Annotated in this window: 23 protein-coding genes, 2 tRNA genes and 1 pseudogene; 12 read left to right on the top strand and 14 right to left on the bottom strand. The window is 39.0% G+C overall.

What is annotated here, in order from left to right; translation table 11 throughout:
- Positions 1-52 precede the first annotated feature (52 nt).
- The 4 genes and pseudogenes from pepT to CVP05_RS05020 form a co-directional block, all read right to left on the bottom strand.
- Positions 53-1,285 carry a peptidase T gene (gene pepT / locus CVP05_RS05035; RefSeq protein ID WP_100288488.1) on the bottom strand — a complete coding sequence of 411 codons (1,233 nt, stop codon included), beginning with the start codon at positions 1,283-1,285 and terminating at the stop codon, positions 53-55.
- 9 nt (positions 1,286-1,294) lie between these two features.
- Positions 1,295-2,836 carry an AbgT family transporter gene (locus CVP05_RS05030; protein ID WP_100288487.1) on the bottom strand — a complete coding sequence of 514 codons (1,542 nt, stop codon included), beginning with the start codon at positions 2,834-2,836 and terminating at the stop codon, positions 1,295-1,297.
- Between the two features lie 140 nt (positions 2,837-2,976).
- A pseudogene (locus tag CVP05_RS05025) lies at positions 2,977-4,310 on the bottom strand (IS3 family transposase).
- Between the two features lie 79 nt (positions 4,311-4,389).
- A complete protein-coding gene (locus CVP05_RS05020; RefSeq protein ID WP_100288490.1) occupies positions 4,390-4,812 on the bottom strand; it encodes a hypothetical protein in 423 nt (140 codons plus the stop codon).
- Positions 4,813-4,927: 115 nt separating this feature from the next.
- On the opposite strand from CVP05_RS05020, the gene CVP05_RS05015 reads away from it, so the two are divergent.
- From CVP05_RS05015 to CVP05_RS04995, 5 genes are all read left to right on the top strand, one after another.
- Positions 4,928-5,638, top strand: a complete 711-nt coding sequence (locus CVP05_RS05015; protein ID WP_100288486.1) for a restriction endonuclease subunit M — start codon at positions 4,928-4,930, stop codon at positions 5,636-5,638.
- On the top strand, positions 5,619-7,121 hold the full coding sequence (locus CVP05_RS05010) for an Eco57I restriction-modification methylase domain-containing protein (RefSeq protein WP_100288485.1): 1,503 nt from the start codon (positions 5,619-5,621) through the stop codon (positions 7,119-7,121). Before CVP05_RS05015 ends, CVP05_RS05010 begins: the two co-directional genes overlap by 20 nt.
- Before the next feature lie 67 nt (positions 7,122-7,188).
- The gene (locus tag CVP05_RS05005; RefSeq protein WP_100288484.1) at positions 7,189-7,593 is read left to right on the top strand and encodes a hypothetical protein; all 405 of its coding nucleotides are present in this window, start codon (positions 7,189-7,191) and stop codon (positions 7,591-7,593) included.
- A 142-nt stretch (positions 7,594-7,735) separates the two neighbouring features.
- Positions 7,736-10,219, top strand: coding sequence for a GIY-YIG nuclease family protein (locus tag CVP05_RS05000; protein WP_100288483.1), 2,484 nt, complete (start codon positions 7,736-7,738; stop codon positions 10,217-10,219).
- Between the two features lie 107 nt (positions 10,220-10,326).
- Positions 10,327-11,660 (top strand): IS3 family transposase gene (locus tag CVP05_RS04995; RefSeq protein ID WP_100288482.1). Its coding sequence is split into 2 segments (ribosomal slippage): positions 10,327-10,792 and positions 10,792-11,660, totalling 1,335 coding nucleotides; the frame shifts between segments, so codons are not numbered across the junction.
- A 72-nt stretch (positions 11,661-11,732) separates the two neighbouring features.
- On the opposite strand, the gene CVP05_RS04990 is transcribed toward CVP05_RS04995, so the two are convergent.
- Complete coding sequence (locus tag CVP05_RS04990) at positions 11,733-12,503, bottom strand: M48 family metallopeptidase (RefSeq protein WP_100288481.1); 771 nt, start codon at positions 12,501-12,503, stop codon at positions 11,733-11,735.
- A gap of 22 nt (positions 12,504-12,525) precedes the next feature.
- Positions 12,526-12,960: a GNAT family N-acetyltransferase gene (locus tag CVP05_RS04985; protein ID WP_100288480.1), complete on the bottom strand. Its 435-nt coding sequence runs from the start codon at positions 12,958-12,960 to the stop codon at positions 12,526-12,528.
- A gap of 181 nt (positions 12,961-13,141) precedes the next feature.
- On the opposite strand from CVP05_RS04985, the gene tpiA reads away from it, so the two are divergent.
- Positions 13,142-13,933 carry a triose-phosphate isomerase gene (gene tpiA / locus CVP05_RS04980; protein WP_100288479.1) on the top strand — a complete coding sequence of 264 codons (792 nt, stop codon included), beginning with the start codon at positions 13,142-13,144 and terminating at the stop codon, positions 13,931-13,933.
- An 88-nt stretch (positions 13,934-14,021) separates the two neighbouring features.
- On the opposite strand, the gene CVP05_RS04975 is transcribed toward tpiA, so the two are convergent.
- The 6 genes from CVP05_RS04975 to CVP05_RS04950 all read right to left on the bottom strand — a co-directional run bounded on the left by CVP05_RS04975 (position 14,022) and on the right by CVP05_RS04950 (position 19,901).
- Positions 14,022-14,576 (bottom strand): YggT family protein, encoded by a 555-nt coding sequence (locus tag CVP05_RS04975; protein ID WP_100288489.1) that lies wholly within the window; start codon positions 14,574-14,576, stop codon positions 14,022-14,024.
- A gap of 79 nt (positions 14,577-14,655) precedes the next feature.
- Positions 14,656-15,177: an MltR family transcriptional regulator gene (locus CVP05_RS04970; RefSeq protein WP_100288478.1), complete on the bottom strand. Its 522-nt coding sequence runs from the start codon at positions 15,175-15,177 to the stop codon at positions 14,656-14,658.
- 14 nt (positions 15,178-15,191) lie between these two features.
- The gene (locus CVP05_RS04965; protein WP_100288477.1) at positions 15,192-16,343 is read right to left on the bottom strand and encodes a mannitol-1-phosphate 5-dehydrogenase; all 1,152 of its coding nucleotides are present in this window, start codon (positions 16,341-16,343) and stop codon (positions 15,192-15,194) included.
- Between the two features lie 63 nt (positions 16,344-16,406).
- Positions 16,407-18,290, bottom strand: a complete 1,884-nt coding sequence (locus CVP05_RS04960; protein WP_100288476.1) for a PTS mannitol transporter subunit IICBA — start codon at positions 18,288-18,290, stop codon at positions 16,407-16,409.
- Between the two features lie 185 nt (positions 18,291-18,475).
- Complete coding sequence (locus CVP05_RS04955) at positions 18,476-19,264, bottom strand: TatD family hydrolase (protein WP_100288475.1); 789 nt, start codon at positions 19,262-19,264, stop codon at positions 18,476-18,478.
- Positions 19,265-19,409: 145 nt separating this feature from the next.
- A complete protein-coding gene (locus tag CVP05_RS04950; protein WP_100288474.1) occupies positions 19,410-19,901 on the bottom strand; it encodes a peptidylprolyl isomerase in 492 nt (163 codons plus the stop codon).
- 106 nt (positions 19,902-20,007) lie between these two features.
- On the opposite strand from CVP05_RS04950, the gene cysS reads away from it, so the two are divergent.
- Positions 20,008-21,387, top strand: a complete 1,380-nt coding sequence (gene cysS / locus CVP05_RS04945; RefSeq protein WP_100288473.1) for a cysteine--tRNA ligase — start codon at positions 20,008-20,010, stop codon at positions 21,385-21,387.
- 71 nt (positions 21,388-21,458) lie between these two features.
- Here cysS and folD read toward each other — a convergent pair whose 3' ends face one another.
- Complete coding sequence (gene folD, locus CVP05_RS04940) at positions 21,459-22,316, bottom strand: bifunctional methylenetetrahydrofolate dehydrogenase/methenyltetrahydrofolate cyclohydrolase FolD (RefSeq protein ID WP_100288472.1); 858 nt, start codon at positions 22,314-22,316, stop codon at positions 21,459-21,461.
- Positions 22,317-22,473: 157 nt separating this feature from the next.
- Between folD and CVP05_RS04935 the strand changes: the two genes are divergently transcribed.
- From CVP05_RS04935 to CVP05_RS04920, 4 genes are all read left to right on the top strand, one after another.
- A tRNA-Pro gene (locus CVP05_RS04935) sits at positions 22,474-22,550 on the top strand.
- A gap of 29 nt (positions 22,551-22,579) precedes the next feature.
- Positions 22,580-22,656, top strand: a tRNA-Arg gene (locus tag CVP05_RS04930).
- Positions 22,657-22,769: 113 nt separating this feature from the next.
- Positions 22,770-23,615 (top strand): cell division protein FtsN, encoded by an 846-nt coding sequence (gene ftsN / locus CVP05_RS04925; protein ID WP_100288471.1) that lies wholly within the window; start codon positions 22,770-22,772, stop codon positions 23,613-23,615.
- Positions 23,616-23,693: 78 nt separating this feature from the next.
- Complete coding sequence (locus tag CVP05_RS04920) at positions 23,694-24,227, top strand: inorganic diphosphatase (RefSeq protein ID WP_100288470.1); 534 nt, start codon at positions 23,694-23,696, stop codon at positions 24,225-24,227.
- Between the two features lie 79 nt (positions 24,228-24,306).
- On the opposite strand, the gene CVP05_RS04915 is transcribed toward CVP05_RS04920, so the two are convergent.
- Positions 24,307-24,675, bottom strand: coding sequence for a hypothetical protein (locus CVP05_RS04915; protein WP_100288469.1), 369 nt, complete (start codon positions 24,673-24,675; stop codon positions 24,307-24,309).
- Positions 24,676-25,065: 390 nt separating this feature from the next.
- Here CVP05_RS04915 and pstS point away from each other — a divergent pair, with 390 nt between their 5' ends.
- Positions 25,066-26,112: a phosphate ABC transporter substrate-binding protein PstS gene (gene pstS, locus CVP05_RS04910; protein ID WP_100288468.1), complete on the top strand. Its 1,047-nt coding sequence runs from the start codon at positions 25,066-25,068 to the stop codon at positions 26,110-26,112.
- Positions 26,113-26,129 lie beyond the last annotated feature (17 nt).

Here is a 26,129-nt window from a genome sequence, read left to right as displayed (position 1 = left end):
AACTTTTGGGGTGCAGATCAATTTTTAACCGCACTTTTGTTTCTTATTATGCCTACTTTGGTCTTGCGGCTAATTCAATTAATTTGAGTGTCAGTTCGCAAGATTTCACAAAAGAGGGGACCGGCAAAAACTCAAAATTGGAATGGAAATTATGCGCGCCAGTAAAATAGTTTGGCGTGGTAATGCCTTTTACCGATAACGCCGCCCCATCGGTACCGCCACGCATAGGAATAACTTTGGCTTTGACTTGAATATTCTCCATTGCTTCAAATAATAAATCAATGGAACGACGGTCTTCCGTTAAGGTGTTTGCGATGTTGCCATAAACATCAGTAATGGTACATTCTATTCTTGCACGTGGGTAACGGGTTTGAATGCGTTGTACAGCCTGTTGAATAAAGCCTTTTCTTTGTTCAAATGAGGTTTTATCAAAATCACGAATAGCAATATGAAGCGTTGCTTGGCTTTGGTTGGCTTCCATACCATTAAACCACCAGTAACCCTCTTTATGCTCAGTGTGTTCTGGTGTTTGATTTGGATCGAATTGTGCAATAAAATCTTGTGCCACCAAAATTGGATTAACCAGAACGCCTTTAGCTGACATAGGGTGAGCGCTCACACCGTGAATGACGATTTTGGCAGAGGCGGCATTAAAGTTTTCATAAACGACCTCACCCAATTCACAGCAGTCAATGGTATAAGCAAAATCGGGTTTAAATTGGTTAAGATCTAATAATTTTGCACCACGCAAACCAATTTCCTCATCGGGTACAAAGGCAATATAAATATCACCAGTTGGCACTTGGTTTTCCTTGAGATAAGCTAGCGCGGTCATGATGTTCGCAATGGCTGCTTTATTATCCGCGCCAAGTACACTTGTTCCATCGCTGAAAATAATATCTTGCCCCTTATAAGCTAAAATTTCTGGATGTTCAGCCACTTTTAACCAAATATTTTCTTGCGCATTGAGCAGCAAATCTTCGCCATTAAACACTTTGAGTTGCGGTTTAATATCTGGAGATAAAGAAACATCAACGGTATCCATATGTGCACAAAAACCGATTGGTGTGGCATGAGCAATAGTGCCTTTCCAAAGTGCGGTCACATTTGCATAAGAATCTATTTGGACGTTCTGTAAACCTAATGCGCGCAGTTCCTCTGCCAGTAATTCCGCCATTTTCCATTGTCCAGCACTCGAAGGCACTGTACATTCCGTAGCCACGCTTTGACTGCTAATGGCAAGATAGCGGAAAAAACGCTCAATAAGTTGTTGATCTAATTTCATATTTACTCCTTATGCTTTTGGATAGACATAGCCACTGTCAAAGCCAAGTGGAATATTTAGCCACCAAAATACATATAATACAATCGTCAGCACAATAAATAAACCAATGGTATAAGGGATCATCATTGAACATAAGGTACCGACGCCGGTATTTTTACAATAGCGCTGACAATAGGAAATTAATAAAGGGTAGAACGCAAACATTGGCGTGGAAACGTTCATTACAGAATCACTAATCCGGAATGCAGCTTGGGTTAATTCCGGTGAAATATTCACAGACATTAACATTGGCACGAGAATTGGTGAAAGAATCGCCCATTTTGATGTCGCGGATGTAATGATGATATTCAGTAATAAAGTGAGAATCAGCACTCCAAAGATCGTAATGCCTGCGGGCATTTGTAAGGTTTTCAAAAATTCTGCGCCAGATAAAGCAATTAAAGTACCAATCCCTGAACGGTTAAAAGAATACAAAAATTGTGCGCAGAAGAATGAGAATACGATAAATGGCACTAAGGTGTAAGTAATACGCTCCATCGCTTTAGTGACAGTGCGAGCCTCTTTAAATGTGCCAGCAATAATCCCGTGAATGAGTGATGGGACAGCAAAAAACAAGAGCAACAATGGCACAATCATTTGCATAATTGGTGAATTGGGGGCGGTTAATGAACCTTCCGGTGAGCGTAATATTGAATTGTCAGGGTAAGCTAAGAGGAAGAGGCCTATCGCCATAAACAAAAAGACAAGTGAAGCAATGCGAAAGGCTTTCAGATCTTGGCTTGATGGCTGATGAATGCTGACATCGTCTTGATTAAGATCCTTATCGATTGGCATCGTGCGTTTTAAACGAGGATCTAAGATTTTATCCGTAATATACCAACAAGTCGCAATGACAAAGAAAGTACTTGCGAAGCTTAAAAAATAGTTACCGAGTACGTTAACGTTATACACCGGATCGATAATTCTTGCGGCATTTTGAGTAAAACTTTGCATAATCGGATCGATGATTGATGGGGTAAAGCTGGCTGAAAATCCGCCTGCTAAGCCAGCAAAAGAGGCAGCAATTCCTGAAAGTGGGTGTTTACCTACGGAATAGAAAATCAATGCAGCAATTGGCATTAAAATAACATAAGCTGAGTCAGCAGCAACATGAGCGATGACGGAAATGGTAATTACCGCTGGAGTGACGATGGGTTTGGGAATGATACTCAAGGCGCGGCTAAGGCCAACATTGATAAACCCACTTGCTTCGGCAATTCCAATTCCTAATGTTGCCACAATGGTAATCCCAAGTGGAGGAAAGTTAATAAAGTTTTTGGTCAGCGCGCTTAAAAATGCGGTTATTTCTGCGGGTTGAAACAGATTCGTTACGGCAATTTGCTCTTGGCTGACTGGGTGTAAGTAATCAAAACTTAAGTAAGAAAGCCCCCAAGAGAGAAGCCAGCAAATAATGAGAGCATAGATAAAAAGCATTGTAATATCAGGCAATTTGTTCCCAATATATTCAATCTTTTGTAACCAATCACGTTTGGGTTGTGTTGTACTTGTCATAAAATGTCCTTAATAATGATAAGCGATGGTGATAAATGAACAGTATTTCAACATAACATTGTGTTAACAATTCGGCAAGTTCTTGAGAAAAGGAAAAATAAAAAAGTGACCGAATTGATCTGACCCCAAAAAGTTAGACACTAATCACAGGACTGATTTCGGTATTGTACTGGACTCAGTCCTTTTAATTTTATCTGAATACGCTCATAATTGTAATAACGAATATAGTCATGGAGAGTTTGTTCGAGCTCCGCGTAAGTTTTAAAACGCTTTCCTGCATAGCATTCCGTCTTCAAACGACCAAAAAAACTTTCCATCGCACTATTATCCAAGCAATTTCCTTTTCTCGACATACTTTGAATAATTCCATACTTTTCTAACCGCTTTCGATAACCACGCATTTGATATTGCCAGCCTTGGTCTGAATGCAATATCGGCGTTTTTCCTTTCGGCAGTCTAGCTATCGCCTGATTGAGCATTCGTATCGTTTGTTCAAAATTTGGGGTTCGACTTAAGTCATAGCTGATAATTTCGTTGTTAAATAAGTCTTTAATCGGTGAAAGATAGAGTTTCCCTTCATCGCATTTAAATTCGGTTACATCAGTGAGCTATTTCTCATTTGGTTTCATTGCTTTAAAGTTACGCTCAAGCACGTTTGGAGCGATTTTGCCCACTTCTCCACGGTAAGAACGATATTTTTTCGCCTTGCATTTTCCTTTTAAACTCAGCTGTTGCATTAGACGTTGCACTTTTTTGTGGTTGACATGATGACCTCTCGCTTTTAAGAGCATCGTAATGCGACGATAACCGTATCTTCCGTGATGTTCGTGAAAAAGAGCGGTGATTTCCTCACAAAATTTTGCATCGCGAGGTTTATCTTGCTTCAAATGATAAAAGAAACTACTACGAGGCAACTTGGCAATGCGAAGGAGTATTGGCAAAGGATAGTTTACTCTTAACGCTTGGATAACTTCCGCTGCCTTTGCTCTTCCTCCCGTATCAGCTCGTCCAACTTTTTTAGGTAAGCATTCTCCGCTTCAAGCTCTAAAATTCGCAGCTTCAAACGTTCTTCTTCTGTCTTGGGTTTGGGGGGCATTTTGGCGTATTTGGGTTTCATTGACGGTCTTCCTTTCGGTTTGGGTTTTAACCCTTTTATACCTTCTTTCTTGAAGGCTTTCAACCATTGGCTGATGATGCCTGAATTACGAATACCGAATTGAAGCGTAGCTTGTTCAGCAGAATAAAGGCCATTTATAACCGCTTGTATGACTTGATATTTAAATTCGGCAGGATATTTTTGCTTGGTGTGCAAGACAGTAAGCCCATTACTGCCTGAGTGTTGGTACTGTGCTATCCAGCGTCTAAGTGTTGTACTAGGAAGTTGAAAATGTTTTTTAGTCAATGATTGACAATGATGATTTTCAAAATAGAAATCAATAACTTGTTGTTTAAATGATTGGGTATATTTAGTCATAAAAAATCTGCACCTTACTAAGTTGGAAATATCGTCCAACTTTTGGGGTGCAGATCATATTCGAATACGCCCTTAGCTTTTATTTAGACAAGGTTCGATAGGCTTTGTGCATTGCCATAATCACTTCCCTGACCGTTTTTTTCTGTTCTTTGGGTAAGTTGAGAAATATCTTGATAAGCTCTTCCTCATCATAACTTTGAGCGAGTTCCCAAATTTCCTTTTTGACTTCAGGCTTAGCTTGGCTAAGTTTAGCCACCTTATATGCCAACGCCTCTGAAACTAATTCATTCGGTTCAATCTCTAGCCATTCACATAAGGTTTTAAGCCTTTCCGTTGTAGGAAACCCATCGCCTCGTAACCATTTTGCCACGGCAGCCTGCCCAATAGGTTTTCCGTAATAGCGTAAATTCAGCTCACGTTCAATGACGGAAGCTGTGGGTTTATAGCCTTTTGCGATCAAAATTCGTTTCAGATTTTCCGCAAATTTTATCCTTTCATTCATAGCGAAAAAGTCTAGATTTATCATTTTTCTTTGTTATAACTTGATCAAAAGTTATGTAACTATTATCATTAGTTACAATAAAAGTTATATAGTTAAGTAAAAAGTTACAAAACCAATGACCCAACAAATCAAATCTAAAAAACGTGTTGCTGATCACGGTGAAGTATTTACTCGCCCTGAAGAAGTAAATGCAATGCTCGATTTAGTTAAAAACGAAACATTAAGGCTCGATGCCTCATTTTTAGAGCCTGCTTGTGGAGACGGTAATTTTTTAATTGAAATTTTAAAACGGAAATTGGTTGTCGCCGATGTGCAATCTTGTTTTTTCCTCCCACAAAAGGGAAAAAAACAAATAATCGTGGGAAAGAAGCGATCTAACGAACGTTCCCAGCGAAGATATGAACTTAATGTAGTACAGGCAGTTGCAAGTATTTATGGTATTGAACTGTTGAAAGATAACGTGGAAGCCTGCCGAAAGCGATTGGCTGATTATGTGGAACAAACCATACGCCAAACTATTCCCGCCATTGATGAAGCTCATTTAAGCAAAATAATGGCAACGGTAATACGTATTTTGCAAGTCAATATTGTTCATGGTAACGCCCTAACGATGACGTTTGCACAAGATGAAACGGACACAAGCGATCCCAAAATGCTGAAATTTTACCAATGGAAGTCGGGAGTTTATCCAAATCGTTTTTTCTTTCAATGGCAAGCCTACGAATATCAACATTTAGTTGAACACGATAGATCTTTTGGATATCGCATTTTAGACCAAGACAAAATTTACTTTTTGGACATACCCAATGAAAAACGAATTTATTAACTACAACCCCGATGTGCTTTCTTGCATTGCCAACTTATCGAATGATGAAGTTTTTACACCGCCCGATGTTGCCAATGCAATGTTAGATCTTTTGCCTCAAGAGTTGTTTTCTTCTCCTGATACCACGTTTTTAGATCCTGCCTGCAAGTCTGGGGTATTTTTGCGTGAGATTACCAAGCGATTACTCAAGGGGCTTGAGCCAATTATGCCCGATTTGCAACAGCGAATTAACCATATTCTAACCAAGCAAGTCTTTGGCTTAGCCATTACTGAACTTACCGCCCTACTTACTCGCCGCAGCCTTTACTGTGCGAAATATGCTAACAGTGAATACGCTATTTGCGATCAATTTAACGATGAGCAAGGCAACATTTTTTACTCGCCGTTGCAACATAGCTGGGCTGATGGCAAATGTACACATTGCGGAGCAAGCCAAGCAGTATATGACAGAGGCGATCAAGTCGAAAGCCACGCTTATTCGTTTATTCATCTATCAATCGAGGAAATAATTAAAAAAGATATGCAATTTGATGTGATTATTGGTAACCCGCCTTATCAGTTAAGTGATGGAGGAGCTCAAGCTAGTGCAATCCCTATTTATCATTTATTTGTTGAACAGGCGAAAAAATTAAATCCTCGTTTTTTATCTATGATTATTCCCGCCCGTTGGTATGCAGGAGGAAGGGGATTAGATAAATTCCGTGAAACAATGTTAAGTGAAAATAACTTGGTCGAATTACATGATTTTCCAAATTCTAATGATTGTTTTACAGGTGTAGAAATTAAAGGGGGTGTTTGTTACTTTTTATGGGACTATACTCATAAAGATGAATGTTTAATTTCAACTCATGAAAATGGCAATATTGTTTCCAAAATGAAAAGACCATTAAAAGAGGGAAATTTAGATGTTTTTATCCGCTATAACCAAGCTATTAACATTTTACGTAAAGTACAAAAATTTAATGAAGATAGTTTTAATACAATAATTAGCTCCCTAAAACCTTTTGGTTTAAGAACTTTTTTCAAAGGTAGGGCTGAACCTTATAAGGAACATAATGTAAAACTATATCAAAATAAAGGTATAGGTCATATCAAAATAACAGAAATATTGAGTAATCATAAATGGATAGATACTCATAAAGTATTAGTACCAAGAGCAATAGGGTCAGGTAATAGCAAAACTGACTTAGTCAAACCTATTTATGCTGAAAAAGGAACTGCTTGTACCGAAACTTATCTCGTCTTTGGACCTTTTGAAAATAAAACTATCTGTGAAAATGTAATGAGCTATATCAATACTCGCTTTTTCCACTTTATGCTGACCTTAAAAAAGAATACTCAAGATGCTACAAAAAAAGTCTATGAACTTATCCCAATGCAAGACTTTTCAAAACCTTGGACAGATAAAGAACTTTACGAAAAATATCAATTAACTCAAGAGGAAATTGATTATATTGAAAGTATGGTAAGACCGATGGAATAAATTGTAAAAAATAGCAATTTTATCACCGCTTATCAAACTAAATTATCTCATTTAATAGGAGTTAAAAATGAATTTATCATCTATTAACAAAGCAGAACTTATTAAAGCTATTAAAGAGCAATGTGAAAGAAGCTTAATTGGAATAGAAATAGATGAAGCCCTTTCAAAAGAATGTACATTTTGTGGTTCAAATTTAATTGAATATCAGTCAGGAAAATATCCTACATTCAAATTTAAATGCCATCAATGTGGTAATCATTTAGATTATTATCAAGCATTTAATCTTACCCATCGAGATATTCGCCAAGGTGTGGAAGATCCTTTTAGGGAATGTGAAGAATGTGGAGAGAATTCAATGATGGGCTATTTTTGTACTAACTCAGAATGTGGATATGAATTAGATCCTAATACTGATGATACTTTCGATGAAAATAACATAAGAAAAATCCGAGAAGAATTAGAAAGAGGTTAATTTTCTTAGCATTCACAAAGAAAATTTGATTACACATATTTTATATCTTGTAGGGGCGTATTGCATACGCCCTGATACAAGTTCCATAAAGGGCGTATGCAATACGCCCCTACATAACCTGTCAAATTGAGATCAACATATTATGAGCAACTTACTTACCGCTATCCGCGCCCCCAAAATTTACGCCTATTCTGATAGTCATTTTCTAGATTGTTTAAAAATTGGCTATACCACACGCACGGTAGCAGAACGTGTGCAGGAACAATATCCAATTAAAACGCCTATACAGACGTGGAAAATTGAGCTAGATGAAATCGCGATGCGTGAAGATGGTTCGTTTTTTACTGACCACGATATTCATCGCCTATTGGTTGAAAAAGGTGTGCAAAAACTCAATGGTGAATGGTTTAAGTGTTCGCTAAGTGAGGTAAAAGCTGCCATTTTAGCGGTGAAAAGCGGTCAGAAAAACAGTGAAAATCGCCAATTTGATTTTGCTATGCGTCCTGAACAGCGTGAGGCAGTGGAAAAAACAGCATACTATTTTCGGCATTTTCAGCAAGATAAAGATAATAATCCAAAAACACCGCACTTTTTATGGAATGCCAAAATGCGATTTGGTAAAACCTTTGCTACCTATCAGTTGATGAAAGAAATGGGTTGGAAAAAGGTATTGGTGCTTACTTTTAAACCTGCGGTACAAAATGCGTGGCAAGAGGATTTGCAAAGTCATCGTGATTTTGAAGGTTGGCAATTTGTAACTAAAAAAGATGAATGGCAACATTCAGCAAGCCTTCCACAGGTCTGTTTCGGATCTTTCCAAGATTTTTTAGGGAAAAGTAAATCGGGTGGGATTAAAGCCAAAAATGAGTGGGTACATACGATCAACTGGGATTGTGTGGTATTTGACGAATATCACTATGGAGCGTGGCGAGAAAAATCGAAAGGGCTATTTGAAGCGGAGGAAAAGGCAACATTCCAACAACGCCAAGCAGAAGAAGCTGAAATGGATATGGATATGCCCGATTATTTTGATGAAGAGATGTTGCCGATTACAACCGATCACTATTTATATCTTTCTGGCACGCCATTTCGAGCGATCAATTCAGGGGAATTTATTGAGGAACAGATCTTTAACTGGACATATTCCGATGAACAACACGCAAAAGCAAATTGGCAAGGCGATAATAACCCTTATTTGAGCTTGCCTCGAATGATTATGATGACCTATCAGCTACCTGACGATATTCAAGAAGTCGCATTAAAAGGGGAATTTAACGAGTTCGATCTTAACCAATTTTTTGAGGCAAAAGGATCAGGCGATAAAGCAACATTTACCTATGAAAATGAAGTACAAAAATGGCTTGATTTAATTCGTGGTGCATTGAAAAGCACAACTATTGATAACTTAAAATTAGGGGCAGAAAAGCCGCCAATGCCATTTGGCGATAGCCGTTTATTGGGTAATTTATTACATACCTTTTGGTTTTTACCCAACGTTGCCGCTTGTTATGCAATGAAAAATTTATTAGCTCAAAAGCAAAATACCTTTTATCACGACTATCAAATTATTGTGGCAGCAGGTACACAAGCAGGGATGGGAGCAGAAGCTCTCGTTCCTGTTAAAAATGCAATGCGTGAACCGTTAAAATCCAAATCAATTACTCTTTCTTGTGGAAAATTAACCACAGGTGTATCTGTTTCGCCTTGGACAGGGATCTTTATGTTGCGTAATCTGACCTCGCCAGAAACCTATTTCCAAGCGGCGTTTCGGGTTCAAACGCCTTGGGTTTTGCGTGGGCATAATCCGCTCGATCCTAATAATGAATGTATTATTAAACAAGATTGCTATGTCTTTGATTTTGCACCTAACCGAGCACTAAAACAGCTTGCTGATTATAGTTGTCAATTAAATACAACTGAAACAAACCCAGAGAAAAAAGTTGCTGACTTTATTCAGTTTTTACCTGTACTTGCCTATGATGGTAGCTCAATGCGTGCAATTGATGCTTCAGGTATTTTAGATATGGCGATGAGCGGTACAACTGCTACACTTCTTGCTCGCCGTTGGGAAAGTGCTTTGTTAGTCAATGTTGATAATGACACCCTTAAACAGTTAAGCAATAATGAAGCGGCGATGAAAGCGTTAATGAATATCGAAGGCTTCCGTTCGTTAAACCAAGATATTGAAACCATTATCAATAAATCTGAGAATGTGAAAAAAACGAAGCAAGAGGCAGGAGATAGAGAGCTGACAACAACCGAAAAGAAAACCTTATCTGAAGAAGAAAAAAAGGAAAAATCATTACGAAAACAGGTACAAGAAAAGCTGATGAAATTTGCAACCCGTATTCCTGTGTTTATGTATTTAAGTGATTATCGGGAATATGCGTTGCGTGATGTAATTACTCAACTTGAGCCAGAGCTATTCTACAAAGTTACAGGCTTAACCCAACAGGATTTTAGCCTATTAGTGAGTTTAAATTTATTTAACGAAACAATGATGAATGATGCGGTTTATAAGTTTAAACGTTATGAAGACGCAAGTTTGGAATATACTGGGATCAATAAACACAATAAGGAACGTATGGGGCTTTATAATACTACTATAAATATCAATGATATGTAGGGAATAATAGATCTTCTCTACTTCAAATATAAATGTAGGGGCGTATCGAATGATCTGCACCCCAAAAGTTGGACGATATTTCCAACTTAGTAAGGTGCAGATTTTTTATGACTAAATATACCCAATCATTTAAACAACAAGTCATTGATTTTTATCTTGAAAATCATCACAACTTTCCACTCGCAAGAAAACAATTCCAGCTTTCTGACCAAACACTCAGACGTTGGATAGCACAGTACCAACACTCAGGCAGTAATGGGCTTGCTGTATCGCACACCAAACAAAAATATCCTACTGAATTTAAATATCAAGTGATACAAGCGGTTATAAATGGCCTTTATTCTGCTGAACAAGCAACACTTCAGTTTGGACTCAGCAATTCGGGTATCATCAGCCAATGGTTGAAAGCCTTCAAGAAAGAAGGTATAAAAGGGTTAAAACCCAAACCGAAAGGAAGACCATCAATGAAACCCAAATACGCCAAAATGCCCCCCAAACCCAAGACAGAAGAAGAACGCTTGAAGCTGCGAATTTTAGAGCTTGAAGCGAAGAATGCTTATCTAAAAAAGTTGGACGAGCTGATACGGGAGGAAGAGCAAAGGCAGCGGAAGTTATCCAAGCGTTACGGGTAAACTATACTTTGCCAATACTCCTTCGCATTGCCAAGTTGCCTCGTAGTAGTTTCTTTTATCATTTGAAGCAAGATAAACCTCGCGATGCAAAATTTTGTGAGGAAATCACCGCTCTTTTTCACGAGCATCACGGAAGATACGGTTATCGTCGCATTACGATGCTCTTAAAAGCGAGAGGTCATCATATCAACCACAAAAAAGTGCAACGTCTAATGCAACAGCTGGGTTTAAAAGGAAAATGCCAGGCGAAAAAATATCGTTCTTACCATGGAGAAGTGGGCAAAATCACTCCAAACGTGCTTGAGCGTAACTTCAAAGCAATGAAACTAAATGAGAAATGGCTCACTGATGTAACCGAATTTAAATGCGATGAAGGGAAACTCTATCTTTCACCGATTAAAGACTTATTTAACAACGAAATTATCAGCTATGACTTAAGTCGAACCCCAAATTTTGAACAAACGATACGAATGCTCAATCAGGCGATAGCCAGACTGCCGAAAGGAAAAACGCCGATATTGCATTCAGACCAAGACTGGCAATATCAAATGCGTGGTTATCGAAAGCGGTTAGAAAAGTATGGAATTATTCAAAGTATGTCGAGAAAAGGCAACTGTTTAGATAATAGTGCAATGGAAAGTTTTTTTGGTCGTTTGAAGACGGGATGCTATGCAGGAAAGCGTTTTAAAACTTACGCGGAGCTTGAACAAACTCTCCACGACTACATTCGTTATTACAATAATGAGCGTATTCAGATAAAATTAAAAGGACTGAGCCCAGTACAATACCGAAATCAGTCCTGTGATTAGTGTCTAACTTTTTGGGGGCAGATCAATCACGGTCACTATAAAAATTGAAAAAGTGCGGTCTAAAAAGAAAAATTATTTACTGGCTTTGTAGTATTCCATTGCTTGTGGCATCAAACGTTCCAGGTTTGCTTGACGAGCAGCATTAGTTGGGTGAGTTGACACAAGACCTGCTAATGCGCTGTTTGAATTACCGGTAGCCTGATTCATTTTAATCCATAAATTCGGTGCGGCCTGAGGATTATAGCCCGCTTTTGCCATAAGCATTAAACCCACCTCATCCGCTTCTGTTTCATGACTACGAGAATAAGGTTTATCTAAGCCCCAATCTTTCGCAACACTCACTACCATTCCACTTGCTTGCGAACCAATTTGAGTGGACAAGGCGATATGAGCAATTTGTGCAGCAATGCCAGATATTTGGCTCATATTAACTTTGCTTTTCCCATGTTCTTGTAGTGCATGAGCCATTTCATGCCCCATGACAACAGCAATTTCATCATTGGTGAGTTTTAATTGATCGACCAATCCAGTATAGAACATCATTTTGCCACCCGGCATCGCCCAAGCGTTGAGTTCTTTTGATTTGACTACGCTAATTTCCCAGTTAAATGGCTGTCCGGTTTGATTTTCTTTATTGGCATAGGGGACCATTTTTTGAAATACCTGATTAATGCGTTTTGCCGTCGTAGAACTCGTATCGACCACGCCTTTATTGCGTAATTGAGATATTTCCTGTGTATAGCTCATGGCGGCCTGTTCATTAATTTGTGCTGAACTGGCACAAGCATTGAGTAAAATGATACTCATACCGAGTAGAGCCGTTTTTTTCCAAGCTTGTAACATAATGGGATTTCCTTAAATAAAATTATAATCGAAGTTCAAAAATGGCTTTTTTAGGGTTCAAACGAAAACCTTCACTTTCCCAAATTTCCTTATGTTGTAGCCCTTGTTCAACAACAAGAAAACGAGATTGAGTATAACAGACAAACTCTTTGGCTTTTTCAATAAGTGCGGTATAAATTTCGGTTTTATTTGAACAATCTTGCACGAAAATATCGGTAAGTTGCCAGTATCGTTGTAATTGTAACGAGGACAAACGAGGGTAAAGCTGAATAAATCCGATAGCTTGCTGTTTATTGTCAACCGCAAGAAATAAAATACTTTCACTAAAACGAATACGATTTCGTAAGAAAGTGAGGGTGCGTTCAGGGTTTTCTAACATACCATGATTCAAGCGATATTGCTCAAAAAGTGGCAGAATTAACTCTAAGTTCCATTGTTCAGCTTTAAATATCTTCATGAGAAATGATTCATTTTATAAACAATTCATACAGTAGATTGTAGCTTTTTACTGCAAAATAATCATCTTTTATCCGAAAAATTTCTTAGAAAAGTGAAAAAATTTGATATAGCACTAATGATTAGCGTGGAATTTTGATATAGTAATGGCAATTTTTATTAATTATCTTAGGAGAAAAAATATGGCACGTCGTCCTTTAGTGATGGGTAACTGGAAATTAAATGGCTCTAAAGCCTTTACTCAAGAATTAATTGCAGGTTTGAAATCAGAACTGCATGATGTGACAGGTTGTGATGTGGCGATTGCACCGCCAGTTATGTACTTAGCGGAAGCAGAGGCAGCATTAAAAGGTTGTGGTTGTAGCTGTGGCGGCAAAAGCGTCATTGAACTGGGCGCACAAAATGTGGATTTAAATAAACAAGGTGCATTCACAGGCGATATTTCAGCCGATATGTTAAAAGATTTTGGGGCGAAATATATTATTATTGGCCACTCTGAGCGCCGTCAGTATCATCATGAAAGTGATGAGTTTATTGCGAAAAAATTTGGTGTATTAAAAGAAGCCGGTTTAGTGCCAGTATTATGTATTGGAGAATCTGAAGCGGAGAATGAAGCGGGTAAAACAGAAGAAGTGTGCGCTCGCCAAATTGATGCGGTGATTAATTTATTAGGCGTTGAGGCGTTTAATGGTGCGGTTATCGCTTATGAGCCAATTTGGGCAATTGGTACGGGTAAATCCGCGACTCCTGCGCAAGCTCAAGGGGTTCATGCCTTTATTCGTGGTCATATCGCGGCAAAATCTCAAGCGGTGGCAGAACAACTTATTATTCAATATGGTGGTTCAGTGAATGATGCTAATGCGGCAGAATTATTTACCCAACCAGACATTGATGGTGCGTTAGTTGGTGGGGCTTCGTTAAAGGCGCCTGCATTTGCCGTCATCGTCAAAGCAGCCGCTGCTGCAAAAAATTAATGATGGTATAGCGCATTGATTGTCATCTGACAGCGCCCATAGGAAAACTTGGGGCTGTCAGATAATCAGTGGATTGAAATGTGATAATTTATGCTAATAACCACAAAACGTTAAAAAAATCATACATCAATTTATTACCGAAAATTAGGATAAACCCTAATATCATGACAGAAAAATCGATCATACCGGTACTTGGTAATAGGCGGCGGATAGGGCCTAATACGGGTTCTGTGATCTGATAAAGTGTATATTCTAGTGGACTATTGCCACGACTAAACCAACTTAAAATTGCTCTGATTAAGATTGACCAAAAGAGAATTTCCCCAAAGGTTTTGATTACCCCTAAAATACCAATAAGCAATGTCTGTGGTATGGCGGGCATCACCTGTCCCCCAATGAGCGTGAGGGCCGGATATTTTATGGCCGATAGAATAAACGCGGCAATTAATGCGGCTAAATCAAGATTGTTTTTGCTCGGAATCACTTTACGCAAGGGCGCAAGCACCGGTTGTGTTAGCTTAACGAGTGTTTGTGAAAGTGGGTTATAAAAATCCACCTTGCAATATTGAAACCAAGCACGTAGTACTAAAATAAAGCTGTAAAGCCCGATAAGGGTAAAGATTAAATACTGAATGGCGTTCATATCCATAGTGTTATTCCAATGAAAGTGCGGTTAAAAATCGAATAGTTTTATAATGGCGTTAATAGATGGAAATTTCAAGTTAAAGAGGACTTTCAATTTGTAATTGTTCATAAATTTCGCTAATAATCAAAATAAGACTGGAGCGAATAATTTTTTCTTGGCGTAATAGATGCATTTGATGTTGTAATGAATCGTGATTATCCATTGAGGTATTTGTTATTGTGATAAGTGGTTTATCTTTTTGATGGCATAGATTTTGTGTAAAACTGATGATGTTGTCATCATTAAATGTATAATCTTTTTCATCATTATTGAGCTGTTCTTTCATGGAAAGAAAAGCGTTAATGTCTTCAAAGACATCATGAGAAATAACGCCTAATCCTAATAATACTTTTAGGCGAATAGGCAATTCAAACAATGGCCCTGATTGATAAAGTAAGGAATCTACGACGGATTTCACTGCAAAATCTGTTTTAAGAAAGACACGGTTAATTAATTGATCTACTGATTCTTCAAATAGAGAGACAGCAGAAATGATGAAACCTCGAATAGAGGTTGCATCATTGAGTTTTTCATAAATAAGGTTTTCGTCCTGAAACACGCGTTATCCCAAAATTAATGTGTCAATACATGATATTGATTCACAATGCGAGTGATAACATCTTGATCCTGTAAACCTGTGTATTTACGCAGCGTTGCTTCTACGCCTTCTTGATTTATTGCGGCCTCAAGTTCTTGTGCCTGTGGGTCGCTATCGTTGCGGTATAGCAATGCGGTTGCAATAGCACGGATTAAATTGTCATGACTAAGCTTATATTCTAACGTGCCTCGTAATGGTTTGATTAAACGATCGTTTTCACTCAGCTTACGTAATGGCTCCCGACCAACGCGATCGACATCATCGACTAAATATGGATTAGCAAAGCGTTTGAGGATTTTTTCAATATATGCAGCATGGGCTTGGCGATCGAATGCATAACGTTGAATCAACACTTCGCCACTCTCTTGCATAACAGCTTTTACGAAGTCTTTAATACTTTCATCTTCAATGGATTCACGCACAAATTGATAACCTTTTTGTTTACCCATATAGGCCGTGACAGCATGACCGGTATTCAGGGTAAAGAGTTTACGCTCAATAAATGCCATGAGGTTATCTGTTTTTTCCATGCCTTGAATATCAGGGATATTCCCTTTGAATTGGGTTTGATCCACTATCCATTCGCTGAATTCTTCAACGGTGACTAAGAGTGGATCATCTTCTGGCGCATTCACCGGTGGCACAATACGATCCACCGCTGAGTCCACAAAACCGACAAATTCGCTCACTTGTTTTTGTTGTTCAGGGGTTAAGTGAGTGAAAACTTGTTCTTTTAAAAAGGTTGTGCCACGTACCATATTTTCACAAGCAATAATATTAAATGGTTGCGTATTGCCAGCTTCAATACGAGCAATTAGACCTTTTGCAATCGTGCTTGAAATAATTTTAAGTACCGTTGGCCCGACTGCGGTGGTGATTAAATCGACTGAATGAAATAAATCGATTACCGCATTTTCGTCTTTGGAATTAACACCACTGACATGATTAACTTGTTCAAGTTTACTTTGTTCACCAACAATTTTGACATTATATGCCCCTTGTTGATTAAGCAAATTAATGACCTTATCGTTAACATCCGCGAACACGACTGGAATACCAGAGTCTGCTAATAACTTACCAATAAAACCACGACCAATATTGCCTGCGCCAAAATGTAATGCTTTCATGTGATTCCCTTTATGTGAATGGTATAGAGGCAAGGCGAACCTTGCCCTATAGTACAACGTTTCTTATGCTTTGAGTAATGCTAACACTTTTTGAACATCACCAGTTGAGGTTAAAATTTCAATGGCTTCTTCGCTATCTAAAGCATTTGTAATCGCAGACACCACTTGGACATGTTCATTATTACGGGCGGCAATACCGATAACTAATTTGGCAATACCATCATCGTCATCGGTGAAACGGACACCATTTGGATATTGGCATACGACAACACCTGTTTTTAAAACAGCATCTTTGGCTTCCACTGTACCATGTGGCACAGCCACGCCCTCGCCTAAGTAAGTCGATACCATTTTTTCACGCTCAAACATAGCATCGACATAGCTTGGTAATACAAAGCCTGAAGCAACTAACTGTTCACCAGCAAAACGAATCGCATCTTCTTTATTATCTGCGTGTAAGCCTAAGAAAATTTGGCTTTCTGATAACTGGAAAGTTGCGCCATTTACTTCTATTACATTTTCCGGTTGTGTGGTTTCGGTTTCTGCTTTAGGTGAATTAAGGGTTGCTTTTAATTCACCGATTAAACTATCGTAGAATTTATTATCCAAGAAGTTTTGTAATGATAAATGCATCGCATTCGGTACGCGTTGTTTTGCACGTAGAGTTAAATCTTGGTGAGTGATGACTAAGCGAGCATCATCGGGTAAATCATTGATTGCACAGTTAGTCACTTCTAAAGGTAAGCCAGCATCTTTAACTTTTTTGCGTAGCATGCTTGCACCCATTGCGCTCGAACCCATACCCGCATCGCAAGAGACGAAGATTTTACGCAATCCGTTGTAATCTGTAACCGCATTTTGGTTAGCATTGCTTGATTTCATGGCTTTTGAAGCCGCTTGCATATCTTCTAAGGTTTTGCCTGCATCTTCTTTTTGAATTTTAAGGAAGAAAGAGGATAAAACAAAAGATACCGCACAAGAGAAAATGACCGATAAAATCACTCCTAAGAATGACGCTTTTGGTGTCATTGCCAGTACCGCAATAATTGAACCAGGCGAAGCTGGCGCTTGTAACCCTGCGTTAAATAAAACAAGTGTAAATACACCGGTCATACCGCCAGCAATCACCGCAATTAACAAACGAGGATTCATCAATACATAAGGGAAGTAAATTTCATGAATGCCTCCGAAGAAATGGATAATCGCAGCTCCACCTGAGGTTTGTTTGGCCGAGCCTCTACCGAAGAACATATAGGCGAGTAGAACACCTAAGCCTGGACCTGGATTTGCCTCAATTAAGAAGAAAACAGATTGACCAAATTCTTGAGATTGTTGAATACCTAGTGGAGAGAAAATACCGTGATTAATGGCATTGTTTAAGAACAGGATTTTTGCAGGTTCAACAAATAATGAGGTAAGTGGCAATAAGCCGTTACGCACTAAGACATCCACACCAGCGGCGAGTAAAGTCGATAATTCTTTTACAATTGGTCCAATAACCCAAAAGAAAAGAATGGCCAGGATCATTCCGATGATGCCTGATGAGAAGTTATTGACTAACATCTCAAAACCACTTTTGATTTTACCATCAGCCCATTGGTCAAATTTCTTAATAACCCAACCGCCAGTAGGCCCTGCGATCATTGCGCCCAAGAACATAGGAATGTCTGTACCAACAATTACCCCTGCTGTAGTAATAGCACCGACCACAGCGCCGCGATCGCCTGCGACTAATTTACCACCGGTATAACCAATTAACAGAGGTAATAAATAGGTGATCATTGGCCCTACCATCTTGGCTAAAGTTTCATTTGGTAGCCAACCAGTAGGGATAAAGAGCGCGGTAATAAATCCCCACGCGATAAATGCGCCGATATTCGGCATCACCATATTGGAGAGAAAACGTCCAAAACTCTGGATTTTAACTTTTGCATTTGCTGAAAGCATAAAGACCTCGATTTTCAAATAGGTATTAAATCAAGGGTAAAGTAACATAGGCGAAAAAAAAGGCAAATTTTAAAGATTAAAAATGTGATGTGTATCACAATAAATAAATTTACCTTTTGTTTTAAAATGTGATTTACATCACAAAAAAATAATAAATAAGATTGATATGTGATCTGTATCATATTTTAGCTAAAGATCTGACTGTTTTTCCAAATCGTGTCAGCAATATGTTCAGGGGACTCCGAACGTAGTGCGCATAATGACTGAAACACATGATATAACCGCTCTGGTCGATTGGGTTGCCCTTGAAAACCAAATACCGGCATATCTGGGCTATCTGTCTCAAGTAATAACGCATCAAGGGGTAATTTGGCAATGGTTTGACGGGTTTTATTTGCGCGTGCATAAGTAATTGTACCGCCCACACCGATTTTATATCCCAAATCTACAAAGCGTTTTGCTTGGTCATAGCTGCCGGCAAAACCATGCACGACCCCACATTTTGGCAATTGAATGCGCTTCAAAAAGGAAAAAAGCTGTTCGTGGCTTTTACGTGAGTGTAAATTGATGGGTAAATGAAACTGTTTTGCCAATTGTAACTGGGCTTCAAGATACTCACATTGTTTACGCCAGAGATCATCCTCCACGAGTTCGGGGATCGCGCGCTCTAAACCAATTTCAGCGATTGCGGTACAAAGAGGGTCTTTTCTAGCTAATTGCTTGGCTAATAAGTCTAAATCACTTTGTTGATGCTGACGGATATATAAGGGGTGTAATCCCAATCCATAGCGTAATTGTTCAGGGAAAAGTGCGGTCATTTTTTCAATTGTTTTAAAATTTTCTCGAAAAACGGCAACGATTAAAATTTTTTGAATTCCAACCGCACTTGCATTGTCAATTAACTGTGCCAAAGGGGTTTGTGTGCTTTCTTGCACATAGTCAAGGTGAGTGTGAGTGTCAAAAAAACAATACATATATTTGTATCACAAAGAAAAAGGCGACATGGTTGTCAGGCTTAAAGTATTATTTATATTTCAATGGGTTATGAAATTTATTGCAGGGGCGTATTACATACGCCCATTATCTTGCTAAGGCGAACAGAATTCGCCTCATTATGGATTATGCGACGGTGACAGAAGTGATAATAACTTCTTCTTTTGGTACATCTTGGTGGAAGCCGTAGTTGCCAGTTTTCACTTTACGGATTTTATCCACAGTTTCCATGCCTTCAACCACTTCGCCAAATACACAATATCCCCAACCTTGCATGGTTTCAGATTTGAAATCAAGGAAGTCATTGTCATTCACATTGATAAAGAATTGTGCTGTAGCAGAATGAGGATCAGAGGTACGCGCCATCGCGATAGTTCCTCGTTTGTTGCTTAAACCGTTATTTGCTTCGTTTTTGATAGGCGCATTGGTTTCTTTTTCTTGCATGCCAGCTTCTAAACCACCGCCTTGAATCATAAAGCCATCGATTACACGGTGAAAAATTGTGTTATTATAGAAGCCGTCTTTGCAGTAATTTAAAAAATTTTCTGCGGTAATAGGGGCTTTCTCATGATTTAAAGCAATCTTAATATCGCCAAAATTTGTATGTAATGTAATCATTTTGTTGTCCTATATTGCATTTAAAGTCTGCATTATTCCATAAAATAACAAAAAGTGCTATAAAAGAGCGGTCAATTATTCATACAAGAAAAGAGAACATCAAAAAATGCTAAAAATTTTTAATACACTGACACGAGAAAAAGAAGTCTTTAACCCCATTAATCCTAACCAAGTGGGAATGTATGTATGTGGGGTGACGGTTTACGATTTGTGCCATTTTGGTCATGGACGTACTTTTGTGTCTTTTGATGTCATTAGTCGCTATCTACGTTATTTAGGCTATAACTTGCGCTATGTGCGTAATATTACCGACGTAGATGATAAAATTATTAAGAGAGCATTGGAAAATAACGAAAGTTGTGATGCGCTTGTGGAACGAATGATTGCTGAAATGCATAAGGATTTTGATGCTTTAAATATACTACGCCCCGATTTAGAGCCGCGTGCGACACAGCATATTCCTGAGATTATTGAGATGGTGAAAACCTTAATTGCAAAAGGTAATGCTTATGTCGCAGAAGATGGCGACGTGATGTTTAATGTGGAAAGTTTTGCGAATTATGGTGCGCTTTCTCGACAAAATTTAGAACAACTACAAGCCGGCGCGCGCGTTGAAATTAAAAGTGTGAAGCGCAATCCAATGGATTTTGTATTATGGAAAATGTCTAAACCCAACGAACCAAGTTGGGATTCGCCATGGGGAAAAGGACGACCGGGTTGGCATATTGAATGTTCGGCAATGAACAGTAAAGAACTTGGTGAACACTTTGATATTCATGGTGGTGGTTCAGATTTGATGTTCCCTCATCATGAAAATGAAATTGCTCAGTCTTGCTGTGCGCATGGGGGGGAGTATGTGAATTATTGGTTGCATACGGGAATGCTGACGATTGACGAAGTGAAAATGTCTAAGTCACTAGGCAACTTTTTTACACTGCGCACTATGCTTGAAAAATATGATGCCGAAAGTTTGCGTTATTTCTTTTTGACAGCGCAATATCGCTCACTGTTAAATTACGACTTAGAAGCCTTAGAAAATGCTAGAGCGGCTTTAGAACGTTTATATACCGCGTTGCGAGGTTGTGATACGAGCGTTGAGGCTGTAGGTGGTGAACAATATATACAAGCATTTGAAGCCGCCATGAATGATGATTTCAATACGCCAGCAGCATTAGCTGTGTTGTTTGATATGGTGCGTGAGTTAAATAAATTAAAGCTAGACGATCCAAAACAAGCGAATCATTTTGCCGCACGTCTAAAACAATTGGCCGGCGTGTTAGGCTTATTAAGCCAAGATCCTGAGGCGTTCTTAAAAGGGGACACTCAAGATGATGAAGTGGCCGCCATTGAAACTTTAATTACTCAACGTAATACCGCACGAGCAAACAAGGATTGGGCGAAAGCTGATGAGGCGCGTAACCAATTAACTGCAATGGGCATTGTTTTAGAAGACGGCCCGAATGGTACGACTTGGCGTAAAGCTTGATAGAGAAAGACATCATATAAAAGAGCGGTGTAGAAAAATAGATTTTTCAACCGCACTTTTTAATTTGATGATTAATTTAAACCTTCGTGTTGCTCGTATGCGAATAAGGTATTATGCATTAGCATTGCAACAGTCATTGGACCTACACCGCCTGGCACTGGCGTAATAAATCCGGCATTTTTGACCGCACTTTCATAATCAACATCACCATATAATTTACCCTCTACGCGATTAATGCCGACATCGATCACAATTGCACCGGATTTAATCCAGTCGCCAGGAATAAATTTGGCTTTACCCACAGCAACGATCAAAATATCGGCTTGACGTACATGGGATTCAAGGTCTTTAGTAAATTTATGGGTGACTGTAACTGTTGCGCCAGCGAGCAGTAATTCCATCGCCATTGGGCGACCAACAATATTTGACGCGCCGACAATGACCGCATGTTGTCCGTGTAAATCTACGCCAGTGGTTTCAAGTAATTTGATGACCCCAAAAGGTGTGCAAGCACGTAATGTCGGAATGCGTTGACATAAACGGCCTACATTATAGGGATGAAAACCGTCCACATCTTTTTCAGGTGCAATCGCCTCAATCACTTTTGTACTGTCAATATGCGCAGGTAAAGGAAGTTGTACTAAAATACCGTCAACAGAAGTATCTTGATTCAGTTTTTTGATCAGTGCGAGTAACTCTGCTTCTGTCGTGGTTTCGGCTAAATCATAGGACTGAGATTGGATACCAATTTCCGCACAGCTTTTGCGTTTACTTCCCACGTAGACCTGTGAGGCAGGATCCGCACCAACAAGGACGACGGCTAAACCAGGAGAACGTTTACCTGTCGCAAGGTATTGGCTAATTTTTTGTTGGATGTCTGATTTAATTTGTTTGGCGAGTGCCGTACCGGAAATGACTTGTGCGGTCATAGATAATCCTCAAAATAGAAAACGTTTGCCGGAGTATTTTGGCAGAAAATGGGGGGAAATGTAAGAGGCAGTGAGATTATTTTAAGCGATTGATGATAAAATAGAAAAAAATGATTGACTGAAATTAAAAGAAATTTATAATTCTCTTCCATGATGTCGGCGAGTAGCGCAGCTTGGTAGCGCAACTGGTTTGGGACCAGTGGGTCGTAGGTTCAAATCCTATCTCGCCGACCACTTCTTTATTGATAGTATCCACTTGAAATGCGCCCTTAGCTCAGCTGGATAGAGCAACGGCCTTCTAAGCCGTAGGTCATTGGTTCGAATCCAATAGGGCGTGCCATTAACTTATTAAATTTCCGCTTGAAACCCTAGTCATTCATAGATTTTTTCAGTAGAATTACCGACTATTCTTATTTTGTTATTTATTTTATTTAGGTTAATTAAGGTTTACTCGTGGCTCAACGTGATTACGCTGCTCGTAGTAGCGCTTCAAGGAAAAAGAAAAAATCCAATGGAATTAGTAAAACAACGGTACTGTTTATCGTTGGAATTGTACTAGTTATGTTTGCTGGTGGTTTATATTTTTTGAAAAAAAATGCCCCAGAGGTTGAGAAAAGGGTGGATACTCAACCGGTGGAGCCTACAACACCAAAAAGCGTATTGCCAAGTCGCCCTGAGGAAGTGTGGAGTTATATTCAAGATTTAGAAACTCGTGAAATCCCAGTGGATAACAGTCCGGGTGCTATTGATAAAAACGCGCAATTAACAGCAGAGCAAAAGCGAATTTTAGCGATGTTGGAACAAGATAAGCTCGCGCAACAAAAGAAAGCAGAAGAGGCAAAAAAAGCGGCACTTGCTCGCGCAGAGCAACAAGCTCAAGAAGCTAAAACAACAGAATCGAAAACCCCTCCACCAGTGAGTAAAGTGGAAAAACCACAGGTCGTTGAAGCGAAACCTGAGGTAAAAAAAGCAGAACCCGTGAAAGTGGTTGCAAAACCGGCGACAGAACAACAAAAACAAGAGGTTGTGAAAGAGGCTGCGAAAAAAGAGCCTGCGAAACCTACGTCATCTCAATCCACAGCCGGTGGAAAGTTTGGGTTACAATGTGGGGCGTTTAAAAATAAAGGACAAGCAGAAAACCTACAGGCACGTTTAGCAATGGCTGGATTTAATAGCCGAGTGACATCGAGTGCTGATTGGAACCGTGTGTTTGTTGGGCCAGTTGGCGATAGAGCCGCAGCGGCAAAAGCGCAAGCAGATGCAAAAAGTATTACAAACTGTGTCATTATTGGCATGTAATTTTTTTAGGCAACATACAATATACATATGTTGTCGATGAATTTCTTAATGTATTAAACTAAATAACAGAGGCATAAAATGGCAGATTTTAATCAAATTCTTACTCCGGGTGATGTTGATGGTGGAATTATCAATGTGGTTAATGAAATTCCACAAGGTAGCTGCCACAAAATCGAATGGAACCGCAAAGTTGCAGCGTTTCAATTAGATCGCGTGGAGCCGGAAATTTTTGCAAAACCGACAAACTATGGTTTTATTCCACAAACTTTAGATGAAGATGGCGATGAATTAGATGTATTATTAATCACTCGTCAACCGTTAGCAACAGGCGTTTTCCTTGAAGCGCGTGTTATCGGTGTGATGAAATTTGTCGATGATGGTGAGGTAGATGATAAAATTGTCTGTGTGCCTGCAGATGATCGTGATACTGGGAATGCATATAAAAGCTTATCCGATTTACCGGCTCAATTAATTAAACAAATTGAATTCCATTTTAATCACTATAAAGCGTTGAAAAAACCGGGTTCTACAGTCGTGAAACATTGGGGCGATGTAGAAGAAGCGAAAGAAGTGATTCGTGAATCTATTCAACGTTGGAATGAACAAGCTTAAGAATTGATGACTTAAACTTTAAAAAGTGCGGTAAAAAATCAGAAATATTTACCGCACTTTTTTATTATAAAAACAGCGCTTAAGGCACAATGCGCCAGTTATCATAATGCCCGATTAAGTCTTCATATTGGCGGCTATCTTCAAAACCGTTTTCAGGACTACGTTCGTGTAATTGGTTGAGTAAATCTGCATTTTTAGCCGTTGCATCAAAAAATTGGCGACAATCTTGAACATGCATTAAACTGCCACCGATTCGTCCATTATCAGAAAACCAAATACCTGCGACTTCACGCTGTTCGCCTGCCGGCAAATCTCGTTCTTTAATTTTTCTTAAACGATCAGCAGCAATTAAAAATAATCCATTGTTTTCATGATCTTTTGCTTTGGCATAGACGCGTTTTGACAACATTGGACAATACACTAAGCCAATTACATCAAATTGATTCATACTCAGTCCTCATAAATAAAAAAAGTTTACAGGCCTATAGGCGTGTTAATGTGTATAGTGATTTATATTCAAATTAGTACAGCGTTGTTTTGTCTTATTTTGAATCTAAATAACTAGCGTTTAATTTGATACATGGTCAAGCTAATCCGAGCTATCACGACTTGCTGGTTGCTTTTCTTGTCTCAAATCAATTTGTTTGGTGCTTATTATGCGTAAAAAGTATGACAATTTGATGACAAGCATTTGATGGGTGTTTGTTTTATAGCCAAAGTGCGGTTATTTTTGAAAAAGTTTTTATTGTCATCAAATTGTAATATTTATTTATTACACTTTGCCTCGTTGTAAAACTGGACTAGGGGATTTCCCTAAATATTAAATGAGGAAAAACGTATGTTAAAACCAATCGCAACAAAATTATCCGTTCTTGGCTTATCATTAGGCTTACTTTTTTCTACTGCGCACGCGGCACAAACAATTAATGGGGCGGGCGCGTCTTTCCCATATCCAATTTATGCGAAATGGGCCTCTCTTTATGAAGCAGAAACAGGCAATAAAATTAATTATCAATCTATCGGCTCAGGCGGCGGTCAGCAACAAATTATCGCAAAAACTATTGATTTCGGTGCTTCAGATGATCCGATGAAAGCTGAATTATTGGATCAGCACAAATTATTACAATTCCCAGCGGTGATCGGCGGAACGGTACCGGTTGTGAATATCCCAGATGTTGCTGCGGGTAAGTTGAAATTATCTGGCGAAGTGTTAGCAAATATTTACTTAGGCAAAATCAAAAAATGGAATGATCCCGCTATCGCGAGTTTAAACCCAGATTTAACCTTACCAAATAATACCATTATTGTTGTTCACCGTTCAGATAGCTCAGGAACGACATTCGGTTGGACTAATTACCTTGCGAAAGTCTCTGCAGACTGGAAATCCCAAGTAGGTGAAGGAAAATCCGTTAAATGGCCAACAGGTCAAGGTGGTAAAGGGAATGAAGGTGTAGCGGCGTATGTTGCGCAATTAAAATACTCTATCGGTTATGTTGAGTATGCTTATGCGAAACAAAACAACCTATCATGGGTATCGTTACAAAATAAAGATGGCAAATTCGTTCAGCCATCAGGTGAAAGCTTTTCTTCTGCAGCAGCCAATGCAAAATGGGACGAAGCACCAGGTATGGGCGTAGTATTAACTAACGAACCAGGCGAGAATTCATGGCCAATTACTGCAGCGAGCTTTATCTTATTGCATAAAACCGCAACTAAGCCAGAAGCGACGAAAGGTGTATTCCAATTCTTTGATTGGGCGTTCAAAAAAGGCCAAAACGCAGCGGCTGAGTTAGATTATGTTCCAATGCCGGATTCTGTTGTTGAGAAAATTCAAGGGCAATGGAAATCAGATGTGAAAGATAGCAGCGGTAAAGCGCTTTGGTAATTATTAATTAAGGTGGG

Origin of the sequence: Conservatibacter flavescens (assembly GCF_002795425.1) — a bacterium.
Classification (GTDB): domain Bacteria; phylum Pseudomonadota; class Gammaproteobacteria; order Enterobacterales; family Pasteurellaceae; genus Conservatibacter; species Conservatibacter flavescens.
The sequence above is the reverse complement of the archived record's forward strand: the minus strand, read 5'-3'. Positions and strand labels throughout refer to the sequence as shown.

What these genes read in the sequence shown, in the direction of transcription:
- pepT (WP_100288488.1), bottom strand. Translation starts at nt 1,285, where the DNA reads ATGAAATTAGATCAACAACTTATTGAGCGTTTTTTCCGCTATCTTGCC.
- CVP05_RS05030 (WP_100288487.1), bottom strand. Translation starts at nt 2,836, where the DNA reads ATGACAAGTACAACACAACCCAAACGTGATTGGTTACAAAAGATTGAA.
- CVP05_RS05020 (WP_100288490.1), bottom strand. Translation starts at nt 4,812, where the DNA reads ATGAATGAAAGGATAAAATTTGCGGAAAATCTGAAACGAATTTTGATC.
- CVP05_RS05015 (WP_100288486.1), top strand. Translation starts at nt 4,928, where the DNA reads ATGACCCAACAAATCAAATCTAAAAAACGTGTTGCTGATCACGGTGAA.
- CVP05_RS05010 (WP_100288485.1), top strand. Translation starts at nt 5,619, where the DNA reads ATGAAAAACGAATTTATTAACTACAACCCCGATGTGCTTTCTTGCATT.
- CVP05_RS05005 (WP_100288484.1), top strand. Translation starts at nt 7,189, where the DNA reads ATGAATTTATCATCTATTAACAAAGCAGAACTTATTAAAGCTATTAAA.
- CVP05_RS05000 (WP_100288483.1), top strand. Translation starts at nt 7,736, where the DNA reads ATGAGCAACTTACTTACCGCTATCCGCGCCCCCAAAATTTACGCCTAT.
- CVP05_RS04990 (WP_100288481.1), bottom strand. Translation starts at nt 12,503, where the DNA reads ATGTTACAAGCTTGGAAAAAAACGGCTCTACTCGGTATGAGTATCATT.
- CVP05_RS04985 (WP_100288480.1), bottom strand. Translation starts at nt 12,960, where the DNA reads ATGAAGATATTTAAAGCTGAACAATGGAACTTAGAGTTAATTCTGCCA.
- tpiA (WP_100288479.1), top strand. Translation starts at nt 13,142, where the DNA reads ATGGCACGTCGTCCTTTAGTGATGGGTAACTGGAAATTAAATGGCTCT.
- CVP05_RS04975 (WP_100288489.1), bottom strand. Translation starts at nt 14,576, where the DNA reads ATGAACGCCATTCAGTATTTAATCTTTACCCTTATCGGGCTTTACAGC.
- CVP05_RS04965 (WP_100288477.1), bottom strand. Translation starts at nt 16,343, where the DNA reads ATGAAAGCATTACATTTTGGCGCAGGCAATATTGGTCGTGGTTTTATT.
- CVP05_RS04960 (WP_100288476.1), bottom strand. Translation starts at nt 18,290, where the DNA reads ATGCTTTCAGCAAATGCAAAAGTTAAAATCCAGAGTTTTGGACGTTTT.
- CVP05_RS04955 (WP_100288475.1), bottom strand. Translation starts at nt 19,264, where the DNA reads ATGTATTGTTTTTTTGACACTCACACTCACCTTGACTATGTGCAAGAA.
- CVP05_RS04950 (WP_100288474.1), bottom strand. Translation starts at nt 19,901, where the DNA reads ATGATTACATTACATACAAATTTTGGCGATATTAAGATTGCTTTAAAT.
- cysS (WP_100288473.1), top strand. Translation starts at nt 20,008, where the DNA reads ATGCTAAAAATTTTTAATACACTGACACGAGAAAAAGAAGTCTTTAAC.
- folD (WP_100288472.1), bottom strand. Translation starts at nt 22,316, where the DNA reads ATGACCGCACAAGTCATTTCCGGTACGGCACTCGCCAAACAAATTAAA.
- CVP05_RS04920 (WP_100288470.1), top strand. Translation starts at nt 23,694, where the DNA reads ATGGCAGATTTTAATCAAATTCTTACTCCGGGTGATGTTGATGGTGGA.
- CVP05_RS04915 (WP_100288469.1), bottom strand. Translation starts at nt 24,675, where the DNA reads ATGAATCAATTTGATGTAATTGGCTTAGTGTATTGTCCAATGTTGTCA.
- pstS (WP_100288468.1), top strand. Translation starts at nt 25,066, where the DNA reads ATGTTAAAACCAATCGCAACAAAATTATCCGTTCTTGGCTTATCATTA.